Below are 24,513 nucleotides of genomic sequence, written 5' to 3'. Positions count from 1 at the left end.
GACGGCCGCCTCGTCCACCGCCGTCGTGTCCTGGAGCCACCGGGCGGCCGTGTGGAGCACGGGCAGGTCCACGAACCAGCTCACGGGCAGGGCGGATCCAGGCTGCCCTGCCTGCGCCGCCGCCGCCAGCACCCGGCGGGTGACCTGCTGGTCCACCCCGGAGGCGGCCTCGGGACGCGCGGCGACCACGCGGCGCAGCAGCTCCGTCGAGAACGGGCCGGTCGGGCCGAGGTCCGGATCGGCGTGCCACATGCTGTCGAGCGCACCGGCCCCGCGAATCAGTGCCGCGTAGTCGGCGGCGTCCTCGACGTCGTGTCCGAAAACCATCCGCAGGGCCCGCACGAGGCGCAGCGTCCTGGCCCGGTTCCCCGGTGACGGCTCGCCCTCGAACCCGGCCGAGCGGGCCAGCCGCTCCAGTTCGGCCTCGCGGGGCTCGGGACGGCTGGTGTCCCACCACGACCGGTGTCCGCTCGCGTCGGTGAACAGCACACGCACGGGGTCGCCCTGGTGCGTATACGCCGCCTGCAGAGAGTAGGACAGGCGCACCGTGCGCCCCGTCACGTTCGCCAGGTGCTGCCCCATGGAGATCGCGTCGTCCGCGAGGGGGTCGGCGGCGAAGGGGACGAAGAAGGAGGCGCCGGTCTGCGAGAGGTCCTGCGTGGCCCTGTCCCGCAGGGACGAAGCGCTGCAGACCACCATGTCGATCCAGTGGTCCTGGGGCAGGCTCGACAGGCTCTTGCGCCGCCGCAGCCACTCCCCCGCCTGGCGACGGCCGGCGGTCCTCGACGTGCCGTCCGCCATCGGCAGCGTCAGGCGGCCCGGCAGTCCGTGGCCCGCCAGGTGGTACGCCTTGTCCTTCGGACCCGGGTCCTCCAGCGGGAGCTTGGCGGAGTACGTGCCCGTGGCCGGGTTGTAGTGGACGTACATCGTCATCTGGTCGAGCCGGCCGAAGTTCTCCTCGCGCGCCCCGGCGAGTTCGCGGGGCTCGTGCAGGCTGCGGCCGGTCTGCTGCCCGGTGAGCGCGCTGACAATGGGCTGGGTCAGTACGTCGCGGTGCCAGTCCGGGGCGCCGTCCTCGGCGTCGGGGGCGAGGCCGGGGCGGACCGGGACCCAGGAGCCGTGCGGCAGTCCGTCCCGCTGGATCACGGCGATGGCGCTCGGTCCGGCCGGATCGGGGTGACGCCGCGCCAGGCCGCTGTGCGCCCAGACGGTGTGGCCGGTGCGCTCCGCCAGCTTCCTCGGCAGTTCCAGGTACCGGTCCCCGGCGAAGGGGACGGCCAGCACGATCGGGGTCGTGACCGGCACGCCCTGCCGTTCCAGGTCGGCCGCGACCAGTTCGGCGAAGTCGTCGGCGTCGAGGTCCCGCGTCGTCCCGTCGGGCAGCCGTGCCGTCACCGTGTCGTGGCGTCCGTCGGCCAGGACGGCGTAGGGGGTCACGTCCCCCGGCCACGGGGAGAAGCCGGAGGCCCCCGTGGGCAGGTAGCCGCCCGCGGGGTCGGGTGCGAGGTCGTCGATGAAGAGGCTGTCCAGTTCGACGGTGTCGGTCCCGGTCCAGTTCAGGCCCGGCATCCGGTTTCCGCCCACGGAGACGTACTGGGCACGGTCCTCGGCGAGTACGCCCTCCTCGTCGAGATGGAACGCCGTCAGTGCGGCGGCGCTGGACGCCCGGCCGGCCGCGACGGCGCGCCCGGCCATCGTGTAGAAGTCCCTGCGCGTCTCCGGGTCGACCAGCACGTGCGGGGCCAGGTGGAGGATCCGCCGGACGGACGCGTCCGCGTCGAACGGCCCGGCGCGCAGGGCAGGGTCCTTGCGGCGCAGTGCGTCAAGGGCCTCGACCGCCGCCGCGTGCCCCGGTGAGGTGACGGTGATCGTGGCCTGCCTCCCGAGGTCCGCGCGGCTCACCGTCTCGGAGGAGCCCAGGGTGACGCCCTGGGCGGGTACGCGCGCACGGCCGCGTGAGGTGATCGTGAAGTCCTTCGCGGTCAGCCGTGGCTGTCCCGCGGGCTGGTGCTGCTGAAGGGTGCGCAGTGACTCGTCCAGAAGCTGGACGAACACTTCGTGCGCGGCGTGTGCGCGCTGGTCGCCCCTCCCCCGGGCGGCCTGTTCCCGCTCCTGCGCGGTTCCGATCCCGCGTGCGTCGGCACCGTACCCGGCGATGTCGGTCTTCGGCAGCGGCACCCGCGTGCGCCGGTTGCGCAGACCGGCCTCCGCCACCCGGAAAGCCAGCCGTTCGATGTCCTCGCGCGCCCCGGCCGAGGGGCTCGTCGCCTCCTGGCCGAACGTCACGAGGCTGAGCCGGGGCAGGGCGGCGAGCGGGCCGGCCGACGAGGCGGCCGCCGGCGCGACGAACACCGGCTGCCCGCTGCCCGTGGTCAGAGCGGTCATGTCCAGGTCGGTCATGTCCAGGTCGGGGAAGTCCGGTCCCGACATGTCGACGTCGAAGTCGAAGTCGAAGCTGAAGTCTCCGGCGTCGAGGGTGTCCAGGTCCATGTGGTCCAGCAGCGACAGGTCGAGGCCGGGCATGTCCGCGCCCGTCCCCGACTGTGTCGCCGGGGCCGGCTCCGCTCCCGCACCGGCGGCTCCCGTGGTGTCCGGCGCCGTGGCGGGCAGGGTCCGGCGCTGCGGCAGGCCCAGCCCGGAGCGGAGGGTGTCGGCCAGCTCCCCTGCGGCCCCGGTGCCTGTCGCCCCGCCCAGCAGGTGGCCGGCGACACGGCGTACCGCGTCGCGGAAGCCGTCGCCGGCGTACCGCGAGTCGGCGAGCACCGGGTGCGGCTCCGCCGGCAGCACCAGGGAGACGGCGCCGGCCCAGGCACGGGTGGTGTCGGCCGGGTCCGTTCCGTCGGGTGCCGCGTCCTCGAAGTCGGCGTAGGCCTGCGCCCACAGCCGCCGTGACGCCCGGGCGGCGGCCGTGTCCATGGTGTCCGACCAGGTACCGGGGCGTGTCATACGCACCCGGAACAGGTCCAGCGGCGACAGCTCGCCCGCGGGCAACCGGCCGTCGCCGCGCAGCGCCATCTCGGTCCGCTGGCCCTGGGAGAGCGTGATGCCGACGGCACCCAGCTCGTCCCGGCCCACCGTTTCGCCCTCGGCGGGCCCCGGCGGGGCGAGCGGCAGGTCGCCCTCGGTCAGCTGTCCCGCGATCCAGCGGCGCAGGCCTGCGTCCCTCGGAACGACCGGGGTCCTTTCGTCCGCGTCGGCGGCTTCGTCCACGGCCTCCGCCGTGGAAGCGGCGGCCCGGCCGGTGGCGGGGGCTCCGGGCGGGTTCGGTGCCTGCGGCACCGGGCGGTCCGGCTCGGCGACGGGCCGGGTGGGGATCGGCCGGACCGGTCCCGGACGGTGCGGGAGGACGGTGTGGGTGCCCGCTCCGCCTTGACGCGTCCCCGTGTCCGTCGCGGGCCCGGCGTCCCTCTCGTCGAGCAGGGCCTGGGCGTGCTCGTCGGGGAAGAGCCCGTCCCGAGCGACGTTCTCGCGCAGCTCCTGCTCTGTGAGGGGATGGATGTTCCAGTACCGGCCCCAGTTGTCCGTGTAGTCCAGGGCCGGATCGTGGCCCGGTACGTCGTTCAGCGCCAGCTGGGCTCCGCGCATCACCTCGTGGACGGTGTGGTGGCCCACCGTCAGCGAGATGGCCAGCATTCCGGCCCGGATCAGACCGAGATCCAGGTCGAGGCCCCACTGCTCCCGCATCCGGGCCGCCTGCAGCATGAAGCGGTACGTGGATCCGGCGGTGCCGGTCGCCACGAGGCCGCCCGAGTCCTCGGAACCACCCTGGAAGCCGGTGTTCATCGGGAGGTCGTACACCGACCTCGCCGGCATCCAGGTCAGCCCGGCCCCGTTGACCGCGAACCGGCGTTCCGCCGCGCTCAACGGCGGACGCGCGGTGTCCGGGTCCGCCGGGGTCACCACCGACAGCTGCAACTCCGCGATCGCGGCCTCCTTCTCCGCGAGAGGCATGTCCGACGCCTGGATCTCCATGGCCTGCCGCATGAACTCGGCGTAGACCTCCCGCTGCCGCCGGTCCGGCCGCTCCGCGGTGATCTCGGGGTGCATCTCCTCGGCGCCGCCGAGCATCTCCGGCACGAGATCGCTGGAGATCCCCTCGTACAGGAACGCCACGAGTTCGCGCAGGTTCCCGCTCCTCACGACACGCTGGAGCGCATCGCGGGTCTTGCCGACGACACCCGCCTTCGCCTTGTTGATGTCGCCGAACGTCGCCAGCTCGCGTGGATACTGGCGGCGCGCCGTCGCCCACGCGGCGCTCGCCATCTTCCGGAACTCCTTCGTCACCGCCTCGTGCTCGGCCAGATACTCACCGAGCCGCCTGTCGAAGGCGACGGACTCCTCGGCATAGCGGATACGCGCCAGGACCCACGGGGGCGCCTCGCTGTTCCTGCGCTCCGGGCTCGGCTGTGCGGAACGGCCCGGCGGCCGGGACCTCGCACGCTCGGCGGTGGTCACGGACTCCGGGGTCGCGGGCCGGGTGACTGCCGGTTCGGCGGTCGTCGCGGGCTCGGTGGTCGTCGGCGGCGTGGCCACGGGTTCGCCGGACTGGGCCGGTTCGCCGGACTGGGCCGGTGCCCCGGTCGGCGTGGTGCGGCCGGACGGCGTCGGCGTGACCGTGCGGTGGTCGTCGATGTCGATCGTCACCACGCGTCCCCGGGCGGGGTCGGTGGCGCTGCGCATCCGCTTCGCGGATTTGGTGAGGCCGAAGTCCCTCACGCCGACGCGGGGTCCGTCCGCTCCCGCCTGGAAGGTGCCGAGGATCCGGGCCAGCCTGGCCGCGAGTGCCGTGGTGACGGCGTCGGCCCGCGCCCGGCCGCTGGCCTGTGAGCGGTTGCCGTGCCCGGTGACGGTGACCGACGGCATCGGCAGGCCGTGCGCGCGGTTCCACAGCCCCGCACGTGCCAGCGCGAGGGCGAGGCCCTCGAGCGTGTCGTCCGCGTCGGCGGGGGCGTCGTGCCGCTTCTCCTCGAAGTGGATCGTGCGCTGGTGCAGGCGCGGCGTGTGGCCGTGCAGCACCACCGTCGTCAGCGGGTTGGCCACGGCGGGCGCATCCTCGGACAGCAGGCTCGCGTTGATCTCGTGCGCCGACTCGCCCGGGCGCTTGCTGTACGCCCGGAAGAACCACTGGTCCTTGTTCTCGATCACCGGCGCGGCGGCCCGGATCAGCTCCTTGGCGCGTGATCGTGCCCCGTCCACCTCGCGCAGCGCCAGCGCGTGTTCGGGGCGGCCCTCGTCGAAGTACCAGGGAAGTTGCTCCGCCCGGTGGACGTCGGCGAGGGCCCTGGCCACCGACGCGAAGCCCTCCGTGCGGGAGATCTCCGCCTCGTCCGCACCGCTGCGCCGCAGTTCGGCGAGGCGCCGCTCGGTTCCGGCGGCCAGCGTGGTGAGTTCGTCCTCGCCGTAGCGGTCGAGGTTCTCGTCGATGACGTCGTCGAGGAGTTCTGCCGGGATCTCGCTCCTGGAGTGGGTCTCGTTCTCCAGCGTGATCTGGTGCGTACCGTCCTCCGCCGCCAGGACCACCTGGGCGAAGTGGTACGGGGCGTGCGGGCCCACCCGGTCCCCGGGCTTGGCGTGGTTGTGCGTGAACAGCTGACCGCCGCCTTGGTTCGTGGTGCTGACCGACTGGATCAGGTAACCCTCGCCGACCCCCGCCCAGGCGTACTCGTTGACGCCGATACGTCGCGCGGCGGTGGCCAGCCGGGTGCGGGCCGGGTTGTCCTGGGGCTCGTAGCTCAGGGCGCTGCCGTAGCGCTCCCCCGGTGTGGGGGCACCCACCACACCACCGGTGAAGCGGCTGTCCAGGCCCGCGCGGCGTGCGGCCCAGCGGGGGGTCACGTCGGTGGCGGGGCTCGTGCCCTCGGCGACGTCCGCCAGTGCCTCGGCGAGATGGTGGGTGCCGGTGACCTCCCGGCCGTGCATCCCGTTCACCGGGGCCGTGGCGACGATGCCGCCGGTGGGGCCCCGGAAGGCGATGTGGGACAGGGGCGCGGGTGTCACGCCGGCGACCATCTGGGCGAAGTCCCGTGTGAAGGCGTGCTCCGAACCGCCGGAGGCCGTCAGGAACTCCGGCTCCACCCGGAGGAGCGGTTCGCCGTACGAACCGTCCTCCTTGGGCAGCAGTACGCCGACCGACTCGTCCGCCTTGAGCCGCACCCCTGCCCCGGCCGCTGCCAGCCGCGCCGACGAGCGCTCGATCGCCGTGCGGGTGGCGTACACCTGCTGGCTACGGGCGGGATCGCCGTCGCCCGCCGCGTACATGGCCAGTGTCCGGTCCCCGGAGATGTGCAGCGGCGGCCGGTCGGCCATGAGGACGTCGCCGTGGTCCTGGCGCGGCAGGACCAGTGCGTCGGGCCCCGTGCCGTCCCCGGTGCTGACCTCTCCGACGGACCGCGGGAGCGGCAGGGTGAACAGGACCCCGGTGCCGTGCCGGTCGATGACGCCGTAGTCGCGCGTCGTCAGCGGCCGGGGGCGGCGCGCCTCGATCTGCCTCTCGCGGACCGCCTGGTCGGCCAGGCGGTCGAACTCCGCGTCCCCGTCGCTGCTGGACCGGTCGTCGTCGCTGTCCGGGTCGGACACGCTGTCGGTGTCGCTCCCGCTGCCGAGGTCACGCGCTCCGGGCAGGCCACCGTCCTCCGGCGGGTCGGTCGAGGCCCAGCTCGCGCCGGTGTTGCCGTCGTTCAGTTCCAGCATGAGGTGGCGGGTCCCGGCGGTCGGATGTGTGGCCACACCGACCGGCGCCTCGGGGTGCCAGACGCGGCGGCCGGTGGTCCCGGCGACGAGGGACGCGACGGTCGCGGCGTACCCCGGAGGGAGCGCCAGGACGATGTCCGCGCCGCGCGGCCGCCGGGAGTCGTACGAGATGAGCCTGGCCAGCTCTTCGGGGCTCTCGACCCGAAAGGTCCGTCCCGGTATGACGACTTGGACGCCGTGGCCGGCTCCCTCTGCCACGACCAGGTACGGGTTCTGCCACGGCGCGGGCCGCGGTACGACCCGGCCCCGGCCACGCACGGCGTAGGACGCTGTCTCGGGAGCGGGCCGCCCCGGTCCGGTGAAGTCGCGTCCGAGAGCGTTCCCGTCGTCGTCGCGCAGGAGCGTGCCCTCGTCCAGGGCGCCCCGCCCGGTCTCGATCTGCCGGTCGACGAAGTACAGGGCGAGGTCGTCGGTGCTCGCGAGGTCGTCCGAGGAGGCGTCGAGCGCCAGCGAACCCAGCAACTGGAGATCCGCGGAGCCCGGCCGGGCTCCGTTCCCCATGTGCAGGACGTGCCTGGTGACGCGGATCAGGCCGTTGCGCAGCGCCTGCGGCGACGGGTTCGGGCCCGCCTCCGCCAGGACGAGGTCGTACAGCGCTTCGGAGGTCTCCGCGAGCCGGTCGCGCGGAACGCTGCCCAGCAGGGGGCCGAACAGGGTGTTCAGCCAGCCCTGGCCGGCCCAGGCCGGAGGTTCCGCCTCGTCGTCGGAGTCCGTGTCGGACTCCGACTCGTCGGATGCCTCCGCCAGTGTGGGCAGGACGTCTCCGGGGGGAAGCGGAGGCGGCACGGCGCCGTCCGGACCGGTCTGCGGGGAGGCGGCGGGGAGCGACACCGGGTCGACCCATACCGGCTCCCGGAGCTCCGCCGTCGCGCCCGTCCTCGCGTCGTCCCAGCTCGTCCCGTCCGGCGGGGTGTGCGGCGTGATCTCGCCGGCCACGGCGGCCCACAGCTGGAGGTGGCGGGGGCGCAGTCCGCTCTGTGCCAGGCCGTCGTGGGCCTGCTCGCGGAACGGGCCCAGCAGGCTGCCGGGCGCGTCGAGCCGGTCGGGGTTGCTCGCGTCGCGCGACTCGTCCCGCAGGAACAGCTGGTGCGCCAGCTCGTGCGCGAAGTCCACCGGGTCGGCGTCGGCCCACCACGCCCGCTGGTTCATCTGCTGGTCCCGGCCCACGAGTTCGACGGTCAGGTGGGGGTTCCGGTCGGGCTGGACGGGGTCGACGGTGACGTGCAGCCGGTCGCCGTTCGGGAGCCTGTGCCCCGGCCCGTTGTAGAACTCCTCCACGCCCTGGAGCACCCGCGTCAGGACGGCGTCCGTGTCGGCCTGCCCGTGCGCGTCACGGAGGGCGAGCCGCACGGTCAGGTCGGTGACGGTCTCGCCGCCGTGGGTGAACCGCCGTACGTCGAAGGCGGACCGCACGACGATGCGCGGCCGGTCGTCGACGCGGGCGCGGGGCGCGCCGGCCGGCGGCGCGGTCTCCGGAACGGTGGTCTCGCGGCGCTCCTGTCCGGTGACGGGCGTGTCACCGGAGTCGGCCTCACGCAGCGGAATGCGGACGGCCGTGTCCCCGTCGCCCTCCGGCACCAGGTAGAGGGCCGAGGAGTCCGCCACCACCCGGTGGGGCGCGGAATCCTGATCGAAGTCCTCCATCACGAGCGAGAGCGTGTCCATGTTGGCCACGTGGCCGATCCAGCCGCTGTCGCCCCGCAGGATCGTGCCCGTCGCCCCGTGGACGAAGTCGTGGCCGAAGCGCGTCCACCCGTCCGGCGGGATCTCCTCCCCTCCGGGGAGCCTGATGTGCCCGGTGTCGGCGACCTCGTAACGGAAGGGCTCCGAGCGGGACTCGGCGGGACGCGTGTAGGTGAACCACCGGTTCGGCCGCGGTCCCACGGCGGCCGGCGCGTCGTCCGCGGTCGCGACGGCCGGGGCCTTGCCCTTCCCGGTGTCCGCGCTCGCGGTGTCCGAGGACACGCCTGTCGCGGTCACATCGGCGGCGGGTACGTCGGCGGCGGACACGACCGAACCCGGGTCGACGCCGCCGAAACGGGGCCGCATGACGGTGACGGGGCGGCCGATGGGCCACTGCTCCGCGACCGGGTCGAGACCGTCCTCGCGCGAGCCGCCCGGCAGGCCTCCCGGCAGGGAGCCGCCGCGCAGCCCTCGGGTGGCGACGTGCCGCGGCCCTCCGCGGTGGTCGTCGACCGTGATGTTCACGGTGGAAGCCGCGGAGCCGCCGGTGGATGTCCAGCCGTCGCGCACCGAGACCGGCTCGACGGTGAAGCGGCCGACGGTGACGTGCGGCTGGGGCGTGCCGTCCTGGAGTTCCGCGAGCGCTGTGCGGAGCTCCTGGCGGAAGGAGGCCGCGACCGCCTCGGCACGCACCTTCGCGATGTCCCGGCCCAGGAGGCGGGCCCCGCGCCGGCCAGTGACCTGGACGTCCGGCAGCGGCAGGCCGTTGGTCTCGTTCCACAGGGCCGTCCTGGCCACCACCTTGGCCAGGTACCGGATGGAGTGCTTCGCGCCCTCGGGCGTCTGCTGGGCCCCCTTGTCGAAGGAGATGGCCACCGGCAGTGCCTGCTGGCCGCGGAGCACGACGGCGGTCAGCGGATTGGCCTTGGTGGAAGGCCCGTCACCCAGGAGGTCCGCGTTGGCGTCATGGGCCGACTCGCCCGGGCGCTGCGAGTACATCCGCATGTCCCACTGGTGCTTGCCCGGAATGACCCCTTCGAGCTGTCCGATACGGAGCGCGGCGGCGCGGGTGGCGCCCTCCAGCGTCTTCTCCGCCTCGGCACGTTCCGGTGAGCCGGCGGGCGCCGCCAGGGCGTCCGTCCCGGCCTGCTTCGCCCTGATCAGGGCGAGGGTCAGGTCGTGGTAGCCGCGCAGCTCCGCGAGGTGCTTGTCGGCACCCGCGTCCGGCCGCTTCTCGATCTCCTGGCGCAGTCGCGACGCGATCTCCCGCAGATCCGCCAGGTCATGGTTGCGCAGGTTCGCCTGGACCGCCCCGCGGTGCCGGTGGTTGCGTCCGGAGACACGTGCGCGGTTCTCCAGCGAGACCTGATGGCTGCCGTCCTCGCTGGCCAGGACCACGGTGAGGAAGTGGTAGCCGTAGTGCGCGCCGCCGGGACCCTCCTGCGGTCTGGCGAAGTTGTGCTCCAGGCTCGGCTGGCCCTGCTCGCCGGGGGACGCGACGGACTGCACGACGTAGCCCTCGCCGATGTCGGCCCACGCGTGCTCGTTGACCCCGATCCGGCCGGCGGCGTCCGACAGGGCGTCGCGCCGCGGGTCGTCCTCCTGGGCGAGGCTCAACGCGCTGCCGTACGGGCGACCGGGCAGGGGACCGCCGTCACCGCCGGCGGGACGGTCGTCCTGGCGGACGAGCGCGGCCGCCCACTCCGGATCCGCCGTGTGCGGACGCATGTCCCCGTCCGCGAGGTGGCCCAGCGCGTCGGCGAGGTGGTGGGTACCGGTGACCTCCACCCCGTCGGAGGCGTTGACCGGCGCGGTGACCACCGGGGCGGCCCCGGGGGTGCGGAAGACCATGTGCGAGGTGCGGGAGGTGTCGGCGAGCATGTCGGCGAAGTCCCGGCAGACCTCCTCGGTGGACCGGCCGGAGCCCGTCAGGAAGACGGGGGTCACCTGGAACAGCCGCCTGCTGCCGCCGCCGGGGGTGGGCAGGATGACGCTCAGGTCCTGGTCGGTGCGGAGACGCACCGCGGCGCCCGCACGCGACAGCTTGACCGCCGCGCGGTCGACGGCCTCCTGCGTCGCGAAGACCTGCTGCCCGTACGTCCCGCTCTCGACCGCGAGCGTGCGGTCCGAGGAGATCCGCAGGACGGGCCGCTCGGTGACGAGCGTCTCGTGGTAATCCTGCACGGGCAGGGCGAGTCCGGGTGCGTCGTCCGTGCCCGCCAGGGCCCGCGGGGTCTGCCGGCTCTCCCGGATCCCGCCGGGCCTGCGGAAGATCACGCCTGTGCCGCTGTTGTCCACGACGTCGTAGTCCGTCGTGGTCAGGGGCTCGGCCCGGCGTGCGTCGACTCCCCCGACGTGGCCGGAGCCGCTCCCGTACACGCCGAGCGTGCCCGCGACGTCCCCGTCGCTGCCGGCGTCCCGGCCCGACAGCGTACTCAGCTCGTACGCCTCCTCGTCGCCCGTGAGCCCGGGGAGGTCGCTGCCGGCCGGGGACCCGGGCGAGGGAGGCAGCGGAACTGCGGTCGGGTCCTGCGGTGGTACTGCCGGGGCGGTACCGGCGGGAGTGGCGGCCTGCGTCTTCGGTTCCGGTGCCGGGGTGCGGGGAAGCAGGGGGACGAAGTCGCCGCCGCGGCGGCGGAGTCGGAGAGAGGGGCCGTCGGCGGTGGGGCCGGGGTAGGTGTGGGCGGTGCCGTTCTCCTCGACCAGGGTGATGGTGGTGCCGGTGGCCGCGGCGGCCCACTCGGCGACGGCCCGGTCGGCCTCCGGACCCCAGGGGGCGGTGGCGAGATGGCGGCGCAGGTGGCCCTCCTCGGCTTCCGCGCTGGGAGTCGGCGCGCCCGGGCGGGTGTTCATCGGTGGCGGGGTGAAGAGGGAACCACGCTCGCCGGGGTCGCCGGGCAGTCCGTTCAGACGCATCAGCTGGGCGGGCGGCGCACCGGCGCGGAGACGCAGCCGTGCCGCCTCGTGGCGGTCCGTCCCGGGCTGCGCCGCCGCCAGGTGCAGGGCCGTGGAGAGCGCGCCGAAGAAGCCGTTGCCACGCCCGGCGGGGGTGCCCTGCGTGTAGGTGGAACCGTCGGGGGCGGTGAGGGACCCGTCCCGGTCGAGGCGGAAGCGCGGGGCGGTGCTGTCCGTGGGCGGCATCCAGGGCGGGGTGACGTGACTGCGGCGCGCGGGCGGCTGCTCGGATGCGGGACGTGCGGAGTCCGTACCCGCGTCTTCCTCGGTCGCCGGGGCCGGCAGCGGCGTGACGACCGGAGCCGGGGAGCCCGGCGGAAGGGCGGCGTGGAAGAAGCCGCCGGCGGCGAAGAGGACGGGGTCGGCGGCCGGGTCCACGGCGGCCGGGTCGGTGCCGTGCGGGAGGAAGAGCTGATCGCGGCCCTCGCCGGTGACCACCGTGAGCGGGGTGCCGAGGACCCGGGCAGCGAGTGCGGGCAGCAGGTCGGCGCCGCCGTGATCGCCGGCTCGGCGCTCGGGCGGGGCGGGTTCGCCGTCCGCGGCGTCCTGGCGCGGTTCGCTCGCGAACGGGCGGGAGAGCGCCGCACCGGCCAGTGCCACCCGCTGTGCGGGGGTCGGCCAGACAGTCACCGGGAGACGTCCGAAGGCATCGAACTCGGCCTGCTGAGCAGCCGTCAGCTGTATCCCGGCCGCATTGATCTCGGCCTGGGTGAAGGTGTCCGCGACGTCCAGGGCGAGCGCGTCGAGCAGGTCCTCGTTGCCGTCCTGGCCCAACGCCCAGGCCAGGCGGTCGCGAGCGGCACCGACGGCCTCGGCCGTGACCGCAGGGTCGCCGGGGTCGCCCGCGAACCGGTCGGCGAGGTCGGTCCCGAGCAGGTGGGGCAGGCGGCCTCGGTCCTGGGCGGCGGCGAGCAGCGCGTGGAAGAACGAGGCGCCGTCGTGCGGCATGTCGTGCACCTCGCGCACCGTGGCGCCGTCCGGCGAGGTGAGGGTGCGCGGGGCGGGGCCGGCGCCGTCGGTGATCACGTACGGCGCGGGCGCCTCGGAGCGCCACTCCGGCTCGGCGTACTCCTGCGGGAGGTCCTTCACCGGGACCGAGGCCGAGCCCTGGTGGTGGGCGGTGAGGCGGGAGGCGGCGAGGTGCAGCCGGTGGTGGTCCGCTGCGGCGGTGTCGGTGCGCTGCTCCCAGCGGTGTACTTCGTCGCGGGCGGCCTGCCAGGCGGAGACGGCCGGGGAAGGGGGCACCGCCTGCCCGGAGTTGTCCGGATCCAGAGCGGTCCGTTCGTCCGCGCTCAGGCCGAGCCAGGTCTCCCGGGCCCGCGCGCGGGCGTCGTAGTAGCCCTTCTCGGCCGTGGCGAGGTCGCCTGCCGCCTTGGCCTGGCCGTCCCAGGCGGCGAGGACCTCGTCGGTGAAGGTGGAGTCGTCCAGGAGGCCGTAGTCGCGGGCGATGTCCTCGCGCAGCCAGACGAGCGCGGTGGTCTCGGCCTCGGCGGCGCGCGGCCCGCGCTTGGCCTTGCCCAGCGCGTGGAGCGGACGACTGCCGGTGATCCGGTGGTCCACCTCGGCCACCGACAGCCAGCTCACCGGAAGTGCGAAGAGCATGCTCCGGTCGGTGACGACCTTGGTGTGGGTGCCGAGCGTGGTGTCCGCAGTGCCCTTGAGCGCGGTGCCGTCGTTCGTGCCGCCGATCGGGACCGTGGCACCGGGGTTGGTGACGCCCGCGTTGCTGTTGCCCGCCAGCGGCGCGGTGCCCGCCGCGCCCTCGACGTTGTCGGTGATGCCGGCGTCCAGCGCGTCGGAGGTCTTCGCCCGCTGCATGGCCTCCATGCGCGGCTTGTTCTCCACGGCGAGCAGGCGGGCCCCGCGGCGGTGCATCCTCGCGTAGAGACGGGAATCGGCGGTGTGGGACTGGCCGAAGAGGTGGGCGGAGGCCTGCGTGGGCAGCGGTGCGCCGTTCGCGCCGAGGGCCTCACGGAAGCCGGAGGTCAGGCCTCCCTGGCTGGTGGCCTCCTGCTGGGCCTGGGCGGGGGCCGTTCCGAGGCCGGTGAGCGGGGTGAGGCGGGCGGTGCGGACGCGTCCGTCGAGGACCGCGCCGGTGTGCCGTTTCCCGAGGTCGGTGTCGCCGAGGCCGTCTGCACGGGCGGTGGCCAGGGTCAGGGCGTCCTGCACGTTGGCGGCGCCCCGGATGTCCACGGCGAGGATGCCGGAACCGATCTCGTCGTCGAACGGCAGGACGTCAGGATCGGCGCTGCCGCCGGTGTCCCCGGCGGATGTGCGCCAGGCGGCGATGCCCTCGGCGCGTGCCTGGTCGGCCGTCAGCATCCGTACCGCGCGCTCGGGTGCCGGCACGTCCTGTTCGGTGAGCGCACCGTCGGCGCCGTCGCCGTCCGGGGTGAGCAGGCTCGCCGGGAGGGTCTCGTGCAGGCTGCCGACGGGTACGGCGGCGGCACCGGGGGCGAGCGGTTCACCGGTCGCGTCCGTCATGGCGACGGTCAGGGTGTAACTCGTGACGATCTCGGCGTGGGCCTGGGTGGTGGCGATGTTCGGCATCGCGGTGGTTCCGGAGGCCCGGGTCCGGGCGCTCGACCGCTGCTTGGCCGCGGTGCCCTGGAGCGAGGGATTGGCGACGAGAAGGCCGCTGTCCGCCGCGCGCTCGCCCGCGCTGAGCGTCACGTCGGCGCCGCGGTCCTGGGAGGTGCCGCCGGCGTCGTCGCGGGCGGTGGTGCGGTAGTCCTCCAGTTCGTAGCCGGTGCGCAGCCTGTCCACGGTGGTGGTGACCGGGGTCAGTCTGAATGTGACCTGTCCGGGGCTGCCGCCGACCGGCAGGTGGAACGGGCTGGTCCAGGCCCGGTAGCGGACCGGCAGGGTCATGCCGTCGGTCGTCAGCTCGTGCAGATGCGCGGCGAGGAAGTCCGGCGAGAGCCGCTGGAGGACCTGCTCCCGGTCGTGCGAGGGCACTCCGGCCTTCTCCAGCTGCCCCATCAGCTGCCGCGCCACGGGGCCGGCGTCGAGCTGACCGCTGGGGTGGGTGGGGAACCGGCGGCCGCGCAGGTAGGGCGGTACCCGGTATCCGCCGCCGAGGTTGCGCGGGGTGGTGGTGGCAAGGCCGTCCGGGGCGAGCCCGGCCTCGATGACGTCCTGCATCGGGAGGTGGAACATCACCGCGTCGCGGATGCGCTGGAGCGCGCCGGCGGCGCGGCGCGGGGCGAGGCTGTTGCCGAGGCCCTCGGAGAGCCTTCCGGCCAGGGAGCTGACAAGGGCCCCGGCGCGGGTGCCCACCGCCCCCATGGCGGCCGTCCAGCGGTCCCGGACCGCGATGGTCTCGGTGGTGTCGGCGACCACCAGGTACATCCGCCCGGCGTAGCTGAGGGTGGTGTTGCGTCCCCGGGTGAGGGTCTGCGAGACGCTGCGGCCCTTGCCCCAGGCGTACTGCATGGCGGTCGAGTAGGAGCCGACGACCGCCGGCCGGCCGGGGGCCTGCTGCAGCGGCATGTCGGCGCCCTGGAGGCCGAGGGTGGTGCGCGAGACGGTGCTCGCACTGCCGTTGACGCGGTGCTCGTTGCCGACGGTGGCCTCGAGGCTGGCCGGCTTGGGGTCGCTCCTGACCCGGAAGTTGCTCAGTTCGCCGCGGATCGCCGCCTTGAGGTAGTGCGTCCGGAAGGGTCCGGCACCGTTGAGGCCGGTGACACGGGAACCGAACGGGCCGAGATACTGGCCGAGTTGCCCGGCCACGCTGAGGTTGGCCATCGCCCGGCGCAGTGCGGTTCGCACCGGGGCGCCGGGCGCACTGACGTGCCAGGAGGTGTTCGAGGCGCGGTCGGCGGTGTCCTGTACCAACCGCTGGCGCTGCGGGCCGCCCTCGGTGCTGAGGACCACGTGCGGGGCGCTCAGGAGCTTCTCGGTGAGCTGCCGGTCGGACGAGTCCGCCCTCGGCAGCGGGCGGATGCCGTCGAGGAGTTGGTCCGCCTCCGCGAAGGAGAGCTGCTGCGGTGCGTCCGGTGCCGGCCCGGCGGCCGGCGGGTCGGCGGGGGCGTGGCGCTCGGAGCCGTGCGCGGCCGGCACGGCGAGCTCGACCCTGCCCACCGTCTCGTCGCCCTCGGTGAGCAGAGGCCGTTCCTCGACCTTGCTGACGAAGACACCCGCGCCCAGCAGACCGACCGATGCGAGCCGTGCCCAGCCGCGCGGCCTCCGGTGGCCCTCGAAGGAGGCACCCAACTTCACCTGGTAGCTGTAGAGATCGGCACCGGTCTGGAACATCAGGTGATCGTGGGTGACCGCGACCGTGCTCCTGGTGGTCTTCGTGTCGGTCCGGGCGTGACGGGCCCCGACCGACACACTCCCGGTCTGGCGGGGCAGTCCCGCCTCGGGCACCTTGTCGTGGTCGCGCGGCGAGATACCCAGTTCCACACCGCTGGAGAGGGTGACGGCTGCCTGCTGCCCCTGGCCGGAGACCTCGGTGCCGATCACCGCGTTGCGCAGCGAGCGCTCACTCATGGTGGTCTCGAACCGCCGGTCGGTGAGGCGCGCCCTGAGGACGAGCGTGTGGTGGCCGCGGCGCACCTTGCCGTCCTCGGTGAGGGTGACCGGCACTCCGGTGGTGGTCAGGTCGTCCAGGCTCTGCGCCAGGCTGGGCCGGTTCAGGGCCTCGCGCACCTGGCGGTCGTTGTGCAGCGCGGTCCGCATCCGCCCGTCGCCGTACCAGAATTTGGCCAGCCGCGGGTGCCGCAGCATGAGCGGCGGGGCGAACAGCGACGGGTACGAGTGGTGCAGCGTGTCCAGGACGGTGTCGGCGAAGGCCCGCATGGGGTCCTGGGGTGCGGGCTGGGCTGTCGGGACGGGCGGCAGGGTCTGCGACTGCCGGACCTGGACCTGCGGCTGCGGCTGCGGCTGCGGCTGCGGCTGGACAGGGGTCTCCGCCAGGGGCTGCGGCTGGACCCGCGTCCGCGGCCGGCTGGGGCGGAAGCCCTCGGCCCGCACCTGGCCGCTCAGGTGGACCGGGTCCTCCCGGGTGAGGTACCAGGGCACCGGCGGCTCGGCGTCCGGGTGGGGGCCGGTACGGCCGGGGGTGCGGCTGTCCCAGCCCGCGAGGCGGCGAGCGTCCTGGGTGGAGATCCAGTCCAGGGTGACGACGCGGACCGGGCGGGCCGCCGACGGGAGCTCGCCGGGCTTGCGCACCATCAGGGTGCGCTCGACCCGGTAGAGCGCGACCGGGTGGTTGCGCACGCGGCCGGTCGTCTTCCGCGCGGCGTCGGCGCCGAGATGGTGACTGCGGCCGGTGGAGAGGTCCACGCGGGCCAACGGGCCGCCCTGCAGCCGTACGTCGGTCTCCGCGCCGGTGAGCGTGTAGTTGGGTCCGGCGGTGACCTGGAAGCCCAGACGGGTGTCACGGACGTGGCCGCGCTCGTTCTGGTACGTGGTCTGGGTGAGGTCGCGCAGCTCCGTCTTGACGGACTCGGTGACCAGTGTGGCCCGGTGCGGTACGGACCGCTCCACGATCAGGTGCCCCAGCGGGTGCTGTCCGCTGCCCCGGGTCAGCTCGGGACCGGTGACCGGCCCCGAGAGCCGGCCGAACAGTGCGAGGAGCCGGCCTGGCCTGACATAGGAGACCAGAGTGCGGTGCGCCGAACTCCCGGGCCGCGCGCCGGATATGGCGAGGGCCACGTCCTCCGGCGGGTCCGTCAGGTGCAGCCCCGTGGTGTCGGTGATCCGCGGCTCGGTCCCGTCCGGGAAGGTGAGCGTCCTCGGGGCCAGCCGGGGCCCCTTGTAGGGCACGGTGAGGTCGTCGGGGAGCCGCCAGCTGAGCCCGTCGCGCACCGCGAACTCCGCCGTGTGCACCTGGGTGCGTCGCCAGCCCGGATGCGTCGAGGCGGAGCCCGACGACACGGACGGGTCGCTGGGCCGGCTGTCCGGCCCGACGGACGGCGGTGCCTCGGTGACGCGGTCCACCCGCACCCGGTAGTGGACGTCGTCCAGGTGCAGGTGTGAGCCCTCCCAGTTGCGCCACTCGGACTGGTTGTACGCCTGTGTGCCCTGCGCGAAGTCGGTCCTGCGGGTCCAGCCCAGCGAGAAGCCGAGCTTGAGCAGCCAGTTGAGCGGCGGGCCCATGCTCAGCCCGCCCGCGATCCGCCGTCCGAAGCCGACGCTGCGCCCGCCGCCCGTACCTGCCTGGCCGCGTCGCATGGTGTCCAGACGGACGGTTGCACCGTCCACGTTGGAGAAGCGTTCCCAGCGGTGGTACGGGATGGCCTCGACCGTCATCTCGTGGCCGACCCCGGACTTCTCCCGCCCCACGAAGCGCGCCCCACGCGGGGCGGTGAAGGCGCCGGGCTGGTCGGTCAGCAGCCGCAGCAGGTCCGCCTCGTCGAACTGGGCGCGCAGATTCGCCGGCAGCTTGCCCAGGATCTCCTCCGCAACCTGCTCGGGCGAGCGCAGGGTGGTCTTGCCCAGGCCGGTGAAGAGTCCGGTCCGGACACTCCGCGTGGCCCCGTCCGTCCGGCCGCCCGGTGTGCCCTCCGCAGGGTCGGCGTCCGGGCTGATCAGGACCGTGGGCAGTCGGCTGCCGTCCTCGAAGGTGACGGTGGCCGGCGCCGGACCCGGCGGCCGGGCGTCCGGGCCGGTCATCAGCCGTGCCGGGCGGTGCCGTTCGAGCTGGGTCTCCAGAGGTACCCGCTCGCCACGGTCGGGAGTCTCGGTGCCGGGGCTGTCGAGGTCGGTGATCCCGCCCATGCTGCGGAGCCATTCCCCGAGGGGGCCGGAGCCGGGCGGGTCCTGGGCGGCAGGGCCCTGGGTGGCAGGGTCCTGGGTGGCAGGGTCCTGGGTGGCAGGGTCCTGGGTGGCGGTCGGAGCCGGCTCGGGCGTGAGCGGGGCCGAGGCCGGGACCAGTGCGTCGAAGTGGTCCCTTCCGTTGTAGGCCAGATGCAGGGCACCGCCCTGGCCACCCGGGTTGAGGGTGTTGACGAAGGTGCTCCCCGGTGCCTGCGGGTCGGGCTGGACGAGCCGCAGGTCGAGGTCGAGGGTGTGCGCCAGCGACTCGGGCAGCAGGTCGGCGAAGGGCGAGGCCCACAGCGCGGGGAGCTCGGCCGCAGAGGCGACGAGTTCCTTGGTGCCGAGCCGCCACGCGTCGGCCGGGGTGGGCGCCACATCGGCGAGGTGGGGGTAGTCGCTGTCCCGGAGTATCCGCTGCCATGCGGCGGAATCGCCGTCGGTGACGATGTCCCGAGCCGTCCGGTTCCAGTGCCGGGTGATCCGGTCCAGCTCGGCCGGGTCCTGGACCCCCGTGACGGCGCGCATCCGCAGGTCGTCCACCACGGCGAACACCGGGTCCGGGATCGCCACGGCCACGGCGTCGCCCAGCTCGGACCCGGTGATCCGGTCGCGCAGCATGCCGCGCAGACCGGCGACGTTCCCCGCGGCCCAGGCCGGAGGTATGTCCTGGCTGCGCGCACTGTCGAGCAGCGACCGGAAGAGGCAGTTCCCACCGCCGGGGGTGTCCAGCCGCCTGAAGGCCGCTCCGTCCGCGTGCACGGTGTCCGCGGTACCGGGCGCAGCCCTGCTGAGGAGGGCCATGTCCTCGACAGGGCTCTCCGGGCGGCTCTGCGGGGGCGCCAGGTCGGGCCTGCGACGGGCGAGTTCAGCGGCGTCCTCGGGGGTCAGTGCGAGCTCGGACAGCGGCAGCGGGCTGTCGGATAGCGACCAGGTGACCCGCGCGGTGGGCGCGTAGGCCAGACCGCGTACGTCCTCCGGCGAGATCAGGGTGGTCGGCGGGAGAGCGGGCGGTGGCGGGGGCAGCAGGGCCTCGAGCGTGGTGTCGGGCCCGGCGGTGGAACGCAGCTCGGCCGCCGCGCGCAGGAAGTCGCCGTACTGCTCGGGGGTCGGTCCGGCCGAAGGATCGGCGGTGGTGGAGCCGGTGGCACCGTGACGGTCGGCGACCATCCGGCGCAGCAGGTCCGGGGTCATGCGGCCGTCGCCGTAGCGGGCCGCGGTGTCCGGGCTGCGCCAGCGCAGGCCGTCCACGAAGGCTATTCCTGCGAGGAGTTCCCGGTTGTCCGGGTTCTGTTCGGCGTCCGGGCCGAGTGCTTCGCGCAAGGTGCGCACCTGCTGGAGGGTGCGGGCCAGAGCGAAGGCGTCCGCCGGTTCCGGGCCCGTGTGAAGGCCCGCGTCGCGCGCCAGGCCCTCCAGGTCGGCACCGCTGGGCTCCGGAGTGAAGAGCCGCCACCGTCCCGGCCCCTCCGGACCCTCGGTGAGCACCGCGCGTACATGGCCGTCCTGGTCCCGGGCCGTGCCCGCCTCCGTGGTCGGCGCGTACACCTGGCGTCCGGTCCGGTTCGCCACATGCTGGGCCACCGGCAGCCCGGCCACCTCCGGCTGCCGCCCGGTCTCGCAGGAGAACAGCACCAGCGGCCGGTCCTGACGGCCGTCCTGCGCCCAGGACTTGAGCACCTCGCCCAGTTGCACACCGCTGACCTTCACGGTGGGCCGTGCCGCGTCCTCGGTAGCGAGTGTGACGGTACGGGGGGTGCCGTGCCCCGCGAAGTAGTCGGCGCCGCGCCCGGTGCCCGAACCGGGGAGTGCCGTCGGCGGCCCGGTGAACACCGTCCGGGGCGCAGGCGGGGCCGTGGTGGTCCCGGGTGCCGGAGCCCCGGAGGTGGTACGCACGCCACGGAAGGTCTCCTGGCCGAGCAGCGCCCTGCGCCCCGCACTCCGTTCCGTACCGTCCTCGGCCGGGCTCTGCGAGATGGTCAACGTCTGCACGGGTGCCCCCGGCCGGGGCCCCGCAGCCGATTCCGGCACCAGGCGCCGCAGTTGCGCGACGGGCACTGTGCGACCGTCCAGGGGGGTGACGACCGGATCGCCCGAGCGGGGTGCGGGGCCGCTTCCACCCGTGGTGCCGGCGTCGCCGCGGCCGGGGCCCTGCCCGGCCGAGGTGTCCACGTCGCCGCGTCCCGACTCCACGAGCGGGTCCGTCGCTGCCCGGTCCTGGGACGGGCCGGACCGGCCGGTGTCCAGGACACCGTTGCGTACCAGTGAGTCGACCATCTCCGGTACCGCGCGGCCGCCCTGGAACAGGCTGTACATGTTGTCGGGCACGACGGGGCGGAAGCCCTGTTCCAGAAGAAGTTTGGGCAGCAGGATCTGGACGTTGGAGCGCAGGTTGCCGTCCTGGAAGGGGTGGACGACATGCAGCGCGCGGATGGTCCGGGCGATGGAGGCGAGCTTGGCGTCGGCGTCGGCGTCGGGCCGGCCGGTCCGCTCGTAATGCTGCTGGAACAGTGTGTCGACGAGCTGGGGAGTGTCGGCCAACTGGTAGTTGGTCGACAGCGAGGGGTTACTGCTCATGAAGCGGGTGAAGATGGTGACCGGCCCGGGCGAGGCCAGCCGCTTGGACCAGTCGTGGGTGGTCATGTCGTAGACCAGGGCGCGGTCCGCGATGTGCTCGTCGAAGATGTCGGGAGCGAGGGCCTCACCACGCAACGGGAAATGGGTGGGAGGGCCGCCGGACCAGCCGATCGCCCGGTTGAGGTAGCCGGTCGCCAGGCCGTGCATGACCTGGTAAGCGGAGGAGTCCATGGGGGCCGCGACCGTGTCGGGGTCGTCCAGGAACCGGGTGTAGGCCGCGACCATGCCCTCCTGGAAGCCTGGGGACCTGTCGTGGTCGTAGTAGGAGCCGGGATCGTCCGGGAAGGCGGCCAGCGCGTCGTCGTGGTTCTTGGGGTCGATGTAGAACTTCCACCACTCGCTCTCCGGCAGGAAGTCGCGCAGCGTCCCGCGCTGCCGCGTCCGCTCCGGCCGGTGACCGTCGTCACGCCCCGACTCGAGATGCAGATCGGTGGCCGTCTCCGTCAAGGGACGGGACGGGGTGACCGGTTCAGCCGTGCCGGAGGTGTCGGTGGCAGTAGCGGTCGTGGTGACCGTCGGCTCGCCGTCCGGGCCGGCTTCGGTGACGCTCGGGGGAGTCGGCCCGGACGGAAGCACCGTCGCGGGCACCGGGTCCGTGTCGCGCGGTGCGGACTCGGTACGGACCGGCTTCCCGGCAGTCTCCTGGCCGGACGGCGGCGTTGCCGTGGCGGCTCCGGAGGGCGCGGTGCTCTGCACGGCGGGGCGCGGCGCCGCGGTGGCGGGGGGCGGGCCGAGCGCGTCGGCGAGCGGCAGCAGCACGTCGGCGCCGGGGAACACGGTGTCCGCGGTGCCGTCCGGCATCGCGGTGGGCGGCGGGCCGGTGAGCGGGCGCACTCGGACAGGCGCACCCGGCCCTTCACGGGTCAGCTCCGCCGCTGTGCGTACCGGGCCTCCCGCACCGTCCGGCGCGACCGGCGGACCGAGCACGACGGCCCGGTCGGTCCCGGCACCGTCCAGGAGCGCGACCGCCTCGGGCGATCCCTCCCCCGGCGGCGCCACCTCCGACACCACGATCGTCAGCGGCGCCGCTTGGGACTCGTGCCCCCCGGCTCGGGCGGGACCTGTCTGCACATCGGTCGTGGCGGTGGTGTCGCCTGCGTCGCCGGCACCGAAGGACGATCCGACGGTGCCCACCTCCGGCGGGGCGGCGGCGAGGTCGGCGGCCGGGTCGGTGGTGGTACCGGGTGTGGGAGTGACGACGTTCTCAGTGGATTCGGATACGCCCTCTTCCCCTGTCGGGTCGACGGCATCCGGAGCGGCCGTCGCCTCCGGAGCGGGTGCCGTCCGCGAGGAGTCGTCCGGCACTGTCTGTGAGCCGTCCCCCGGGGCCGTGACGTCCGGGGTACGGGTGCTCGGGGACTCGGAGGGGGCCGGGGAACTGCTGGGGGCGCCACCCGGCCGGGCACCGCCGCCCGTACCGGCTGTCGTGGAGGCGGTGGGATTGCCCGCGGCGACGGGAGCACCCGCCCCTTGGCCTGCGGGCGTGGCCGTACGGTCGTTCTGTTCGGCCGACCCGCCCGGAGAGCTCGTGACGTCGGCCTCCGGGTTCCCGTCGGACGTCACGGGCGAGTTCTCCGGGGGCGACACGGTCGTGGTCGCGTCCCCCGGCGTCGTGTCCTCCGGCGAGGCCACGGCCGAGTTCTCGGGCGTCGTGGCTCCCGGGTTCTCCGGAGCAGTGACTCCCCGGCTCTCCGGAGCCGTCACGGACGAGTTGTCCGGCACGTCCACGCCCGCGTTCGCCTGCGGCGGAGCATCGGGGGCGGCACCCTGCCGGTCGCTTCCCGCGGCACCTCCGGCGGAGTCGGCCGTGGTCGTGGGCGTGGTCGTGGTCGTGAGGGGGCTCTGGTCGTGGGTGTCCGGGGCGACCGCGATCGGGGGGTCCACCGTGACCGGGGTGTCGAAGCCGCCGAGGGCGTGGCGCACCTCGTCGATGTCGATCTGGGCGGCGGGGCCGCTCCCCGCGGGCACCACCCGCACCTCGGGCAGTTGCGACAGGTTGCCGTGCAGGCCGTCGCGGACGCCGATCTCGGTACCGCCGGGCGGCTGCTGGGTGCCGCGCAGCGCCGCGAGGTCGTTCAGAGCCTGCTCACGGGCCTCGGCGGAGCCGCTGTGGACCTGCTGCCACAGCTCGTTCTCGGCGGGGGTCACGGGCGGCGAGCCCGGGGAGTAGGCCGGCGGGAGCTCCGTGGCGTACGGCGGCGGAGCCTGGGTGGTGTACGGCGAGCTCTCCCCGACGTAGGGCGGGGGCGACTGGGTGCCGGTGACGTCGCCCGGTCCGGTGGTCCGGACGGCCGGCGGAGGCGAGGTGAGCGCGGGCCCGTCGCCGCCCGTGGTGTCGCTGCGCGGGGAACCGTCGGTGCGACCGGAGCCGTCGCCGGAGCGCGGAGAACTGTCGGAGTCACCGACGCCGCTCGAGACCGTGGGCGGCTGGGTGCCCAACTTGTCGATGATGTGCCGCAGTTCAGCGGCGCTGTTCACGGCGGTGTCGGTGAGCGTGGACTCGACCTGGCTGCTGATGCCCGCGCCGACGAAGGTGGACCAGCTGGTGGACCAGTCGTTGTCGAATGCGCCCTTGATCAGGATCTCGGCGAGTGCCTCACCGGCACCGGCTGCGAGGAAGTCGGTCGCCCCCTTGAGCCCGTAGTACCCGGCCAGCGCGCCCGGCCGGTCGGCGTTGTCGAGCAGGATCCGGTTGTTCCGCCACAGGTTGAGGTTGTTCTGGAAGGAGAGCGGATCGTTCCGGAAGGTGACCGGCGGGGTGTTCGAGAGGTTGGGACCGTTCCCGTACGGGGTGGGGCTCGGGGTCGGCCTGGGGCTGGGGGTCGGAGTCGGGGTCGGAGTCGGAGTCGGGGTGGGGGTCGGGGTCGGCGTCGGGGTGGGGGTCGGCGTCGGGGTGGGGGTCGGCGTCGGGGTGGGGGCCGGCGTGGGGTTCGGGCCGACGTTGTTCTTGGGGTCCGGGCCGGGGATGTTCCCCAAGTTCGGGTTGTCCTTGAAGCCGACGTCCGGCCCGTTCTTGAGGAAGTTGTTGCCGTAGCCGTTGACGATGTTCTTCGCGAAGCCGTCGAAGATGCTGGTGAGGCCGCCGGCCGCGGCACCGAACGCCGCGGACTTGAGGATGTCGTTCCAGTCGAAGCCGTCGGGACGGCGGCCGTCCGGGGCGAAGTTCATCATCGCCAACCGCACCGCGAAGGTGGTGAACGCCTCGGCGAGCGCCTCGGTCAACGAGGGTGCCAGGTGCAGCCGTTGGAGCAGATGGCTGAGTGTGGTGAGGATGAAGAACCGGCTGCGCAGCTTGGCCAGCATGATCTGGCTGGCCGAGGCGCCACCGGTGAAGAAGGACAACGCGAGGTAGATGGCGATCTCGATGAGCAGCCGGATGATCTCGGCGATCACCTGCCACTTCGACTCCATGATGTCCATGGAGGTCTTGCGCCGGCCCTCGGCTATCTGGTCGAGCTGCCCGGCGAAGTCCTTCAGGTAGTTCTTGCCGCCGTCGTCGATGAGCATGCCCATCGCCTGGCCGTACGACTTGGCGAGGTCGTCCGGCATGGACTCGCCGATGTCGTGGATCGACTTGTCGATGAGCGAGGACAGCCTCTCCAGCTTCCGGCCCAGGCCGGAGTAGGGCATACGGCTGTCGAAGGCCAGGTCCTCGTCGGCGTCGATGAGCCTCTCGCCGGTGAGTATGAAGATCATCGCGTTGACTTCGGGCGATACCTGAATGCTCAC

At 73.9% G+C, this 24,513-nt stretch carries 1 protein-coding gene (running past one end of the window); it reads right to left on the bottom strand.

The genetic code is table 11. From position 1 onward, the window contains the following. Positions 1-24,513 carry the 5' portion of a lonely Cys domain-containing protein gene (locus OG379_RS31220; protein ID WP_405666343.1) on the bottom strand. Its footprint begins 1,917 nt before the window's first position, so the window shows 24,513 of its 26,430 coding nt (coding positions 1-24,513); the start codon lies at positions 24,511-24,513; its stop codon lies off the left edge, out of view.

The sequence above is a fragment of the Streptomyces sp. NBC_01166 genome (assembly GCF_045039765.1).
GTDB lineage: Bacteria > Actinomycetota > Actinomycetes > Streptomycetales > Streptomycetaceae > Streptomyces.
The sequence above is the reverse complement of the archived record's forward strand: the minus strand, read 5'-3'. Positions and strand labels throughout refer to the sequence as shown.